Annotated in this window: 4 protein-coding genes; 2 read left to right on the forward strand and 2 right to left on the reverse strand. The window is 57.4% G+C overall.

Annotation, left to right across the window (positions count from 1 at the left end):
• Positions 1-633: NCS2 family permease (locus tag Q6E04_RS09005; RefSeq protein ID WP_303250443.1), on the forward strand; the 633-nt coding region annotated here is incomplete at its 5' end.
• 109 nt (positions 634-742) lie between these two features.
• Here the strand turns inward: Q6E04_RS09005 and yfcE are convergent.
• The gene (gene yfcE / locus Q6E04_RS09010) at positions 743-1261 is read right to left on the reverse strand and encodes a phosphodiesterase (RefSeq protein WP_303250444.1); all 519 of its coding nucleotides are present in this window, start codon (positions 1259-1261) and stop codon (positions 743-745) included.
• A 277-nt stretch (positions 1262-1538) separates the two neighbouring features.
• Positions 1539-2579, reverse strand: a complete 1041-nt coding sequence (locus Q6E04_RS09015) for a helix-turn-helix transcriptional regulator (protein ID WP_303250445.1) — start codon at positions 2577-2579, stop codon at positions 1539-1541.
• A gap of 315 nt (positions 2580-2894) precedes the next feature.
• Between Q6E04_RS09015 and Q6E04_RS09020 the strand changes: the two genes are divergently transcribed.
• Complete coding sequence (locus Q6E04_RS09020) at positions 2895-3848, forward strand: AEC family transporter (RefSeq protein ID WP_303250446.1); 954 nt, start codon at positions 2895-2897, stop codon at positions 3846-3848.
• Positions 3849-4242: the final 394 nt, after the last annotated feature.

Genomic DNA, 4242 nt, shown 5'->3' on the forward strand with positions numbered 1-4242 from the left:
TTCCAGACGGTTCCCGGCACCGATACGATGGCTATCGTCCAGGTATTCCTGCAGCCTGCGCTGCTTCTCTTCGTCTTCTCTCTTCTGATGAGCGACTTCTTCGACACCATGGGCACCGTGGTAGCCGTAGGCGAGCAGGGCAAGTTCGTCGATAAGGACGGCAACGTCGAAGACATCCAGCCCATTCTTGCCGTCGACTCGGTCGCCGCGGCTGCAGGCGGCTTCTTCGGCGCAAGCTCCATCACGAGCTTCGTCGAATCCACCTCCGGCGCCGCCGCAGGCGCTCGCACCGGCCTTTCCAACATCGTGGTCGGTATCCTCTTCGTCGTCTTCGCGTTCTTCGCGCCGGTCATCGGCATGGTGTCCGCTTCGGCGACGTGCGGCGCTTTGGTCGTCGTCGGCTACCTGATGCTTTCCGACGTGACGAGCATCGACTGGTCCAAAATCGAGCATGCATTCCCTGCGTTCATCACGATTCTCGGCATCCCTCTGACTTACTCGATCACCAATGGCATCGGCTTCGGCTTCATCTCCTACTGCGTCATTAAAGTGGTGCAGGGCAAGGCTTGCGAAGTCAAGCCGCTCATGTGGATTGCCGCCGCCGCATTCATGGTCATGTTCGTTGTCGGCTAGCTTCGGCGCCGGCACATATTCAAGCGAAAGGGAGGGGCTAAGGCCCCTCCCTTTTCATAGGCGCATGATGCATTGCTCGCATGCAGGCATCGTCTCGAAGGCGTATGCGCTACTCTCCAAGCAATTCGACTGTCCGAAACGCCCCATCCTCATAGACGCCGTAGCTGTGCGATCCGTCTTTGGGAATCGACACGCTTCCCGGATTTGCGAATAGCAGACCGTTTCTTTCGTCGTTCGTCTTGATGTGCGTATGACCCGACAACACCACGGATCCGACAGGCAGGGGCGCTACCTTATCGGGGCCGAACACGTGCCCATGCGTCGCGAACAAAGTCCGCCCGCCATCGAGCACAAGGGCGTAATCGGCCATGCAGGGAAAATCAAGCAGCATCTGGTCGACTTCCGAATCGCAATTGCCGCGCACCGCCACGATTCGCTTGGCAATGCCGTTGAGCATCTCGGCCACCTTCTGCGGCGCGTAGCCGTCGGGCAGGGGATTGCGCGGCCCGTGGTTGAGCAGGTCCCCCAGAAGTACCACCTTGTCGGGCGCCTCGACCTCGATGCGTTTCATCAGCGCGCCGCACCAATACGCCGATCCGTGGATATCCGACGCAATAAGAAGTTTCATATTCATACCTCTCGCACCCTGGCGCAACCGAGCCGAAATGCCGCACTTGCTTTAGCGGCCGTAGCCTATCACAGCGAATGCCCGTCTATACGGCAATCGGTGCGCCGCTGCCAGGCAAACGGCGATTCGCCTGAATCTTGCTTTATCACGAAACGTCCGGTGCGCCGACCTTCGGGCGCACCGGACGTGCTCTTTTGAAACGAAGTCGTTTAAATTTGCCGTATCGACCCGAAATCGAACGAAAAAGACGGCAAGCAGTGCAGCAGTCGATTCTGCGCTATTCGTCGTCGACGAATGCATTCGCGGCAAGCGCAACGATGCCGCAGCACAAACCGCCGACGACCCACGCCATCCAGAACAGATTCGACCTCCAATCCACATCATCGGGATCGACCCCCTGGGCGATCGGCCAGAACAGCATCACAAGACCGGCGATACTGGCGACGATCATGATAATGCCGCACAAGTTGCTTGTCAGACGCTGCTTGCGCGTCTTGATTCCGTGGGCTGCGAGCAGTGCCTTCTTGCGCTCTTCGTCAACGGCGGCTTTCGCGATATCTTCGAGTTCCAATTCGTCAATCGCATTCTGGTTATATTCGGCTAGATTCGTTCGCGAATACATCATGCTCGTATTCACGATGAACCATACTGCGATGGCCACGAGTGCAGTCAGAACCGCTGCGCCTACATTTTCGTACCCGGTCTTGTCGGTAGAAATCATAATTAGCACGCCGAGGAATATGATGCCGACGCTTGCGACGATGGAAATGCCGCACCTCCGTCCTGCTTTGGTTTTCTGCTCGGCGGTGTAGAAATCCTCGATATAAGGGTGCGCTTTCACGAAAGAGGAGTGACGGATTCCTGCGGGAATCAAGAAGGCAAGTCCCGCCAGGATGCCAGCGAATAGTCCTGCAATCGAAAGTACATCGCCATCGCGCAGGATGCCTGTAGGGCCCTCATCGAAGAAGACGGTCCAGGCGATGCCGAGCACTATGCAGGCGATACCCGTGGGAACCTGCACGGAAAACGCACGCATATGCTCATCATAGCCGCAGACGTCGGTCGCCGGGCCATCGGGCATCGCTGCCGGCGTTGCGGCAGCCGATTCATGGCGCGAAGACAAATCACCCTGCACCAAATCGTCGAGCGTGCATTCGAACAACGTGCACATTTTCAAAAGCTTGTCCATTTCGGGATAGCTTTTCTCGGATTCCCACTTCGTGACGGATTGACGCGATACGCCGAGCAGCATGGCGAGCTGTTCCTGGGTCATATTGCGCGAAGCGCGAAGATGTAAAAGATTGTCGCGAAAACTCATGAGGGTGCCTTTCCTACGGTCCCTCTTTCTGCACCACGTCTGTCGGCATCGGCGCAGAAAGGGAAGAAAACTGATTTGCAAGACGTCTTACAAGCACGAATATAGACAAGCGTGCGTTTCCCATCCACCAACCGGAGGCTTCATTATAGGCAACCTAGATGCGCCTTATGGTTGCAAACCCCAGGTCAGACGCATGCCAAGTTAAAGTTCGATGAAAAGAGCTTCAACGGCCCCATCCCTATCGATGCAATGCTATGATACGCGCTCGAAAATAAGAGTACTGGTCGAGGCCGCCGATACGGCAGGAGGTAAAACATGGAGAATCTCGCGTTCAGCCTGAACGCGACGATGCCGGTGTTCCTTCTTATGGTTCTCGGCATGCTTCTGCGCCGCATGCGCGTTATCGACGACGCATTTGCGGCGCGGCTTAATACCTTCGTGTTCCATGTAGCGCTGCCCGTTCTTCTTTTCGGCGATATGGCAGCGATAGATTTCGACGAAGGATGGAACGGGTCGTTCGTCGTATCGTGCTTCGCCTTGACGGTTGCATGCGTCGCCATCTCCGTCTTGCTTTCGTTTTGCGTCTCCCATCGAGCCGACCGCGGCGAGTTCATCCAAGCGTCGTATCGCAGCAGTGCCGCCTTGCTCGGCGTCGCGCTCATGCAGAACATGTACGGCTCCTCTTCGATGGCCGCGCTCATGATCGTCGGGGCCGTGCCCCTTTATAACGTGGCCGCCGTCGTCGCCCTTGTATTCACGGCACCGGGCTCGAGCGAAGGAAAAGCGTCCGCACACACGCGCCTGATGGGATCGCTGCGCGGCATCGTCACCAATCCCATCATTATCGGCATCGCCGCCGGCTTTCTTTGGGCGGCGTCGCGCATGCCGATGCCGCAAATCGCAGCAGGCCTGATCGACAGCGTAGGCGGCCTTGCCACGCCGCTCGGGCTCATGGCCATGGGGGCTATGTTCGATCTACGCCGCGCTTCGGGCCATCTACATACGGCGCTCGGCGCTAGCGCCGTGAAGCTCGTCGGCCTTGCAGCGTTGCTGCTTCCCGTCGCCGCGGCGATGGGCATGCGCGGCGAAGAACTGGCCACTGTGGCCGTCATGCTCGGTTCGCCCACCACGGTCAGCTGCTTCGTCATGGCGCGCTCGATGGGCCACGACGGCGCGCTTTCCTCGACGGCCGTCATGGTGACGACCCTCGGCAGCGCCTTCACCCTTACGGCATGGCTTTTCGTCCTGAAAACGATGGGGCTGATATAGGAGGGAAGGCCGAGACTCAGGCGAAAGCGGCTTTTGTGCGGTTTTGACGCAGCGGCGCCTGTACCTTTCGAGCCTCTCTGAGCATCTTCCAACTCGCATCGAATCGCCCATCAGGGAATACGCGGCGGAACGATCTTTTCCAACGAATCAAGCCTTGAAAACCAAAAATGCAGCATCTTCGTTGCTGACCTGCATAAATACCATTTCTAGTTCGATTCAATAAGAATTCACAATATATTGTGTCCAAATGGCGTATCATGGACGAACCAACCACAACGGCATGTTCGGCGCCGGGCCTTATCGAAGACCCGGCGCCGAACATTGCATAGAGGAAATATTCGCCATCGCAGAGAAGGAATCGTACCGATGAAGATCATCAAGCGCAGCGGATCGG

Origin of the sequence: uncultured Slackia sp. (assembly GCF_959608125.1) — a bacterium.
Classification (GTDB): Bacteria; Actinomycetota; Coriobacteriia; order Coriobacteriales; family Eggerthellaceae; genus Slackia.

What these genes read in the sequence shown, in the direction of transcription:
- Q6E04_RS09015 (WP_303250445.1), bottom strand. Translation starts at nt 2,579, where the DNA reads ATGAGTTTTCGCGACAATCTTTTACATCTTCGCGCTTCGCGCAATATG.
- yfcE (WP_303250444.1), bottom strand. Translation starts at nt 1,261, where the DNA reads ATGAAACTTCTTATTGCGTCGGATATCCACGGATCGGCGTATTGGTGC.
- Q6E04_RS09020 (WP_303250446.1), top strand. Translation starts at nt 2,895, where the DNA reads ATGGAGAATCTCGCGTTCAGCCTGAACGCGACGATGCCGGTGTTCCTT.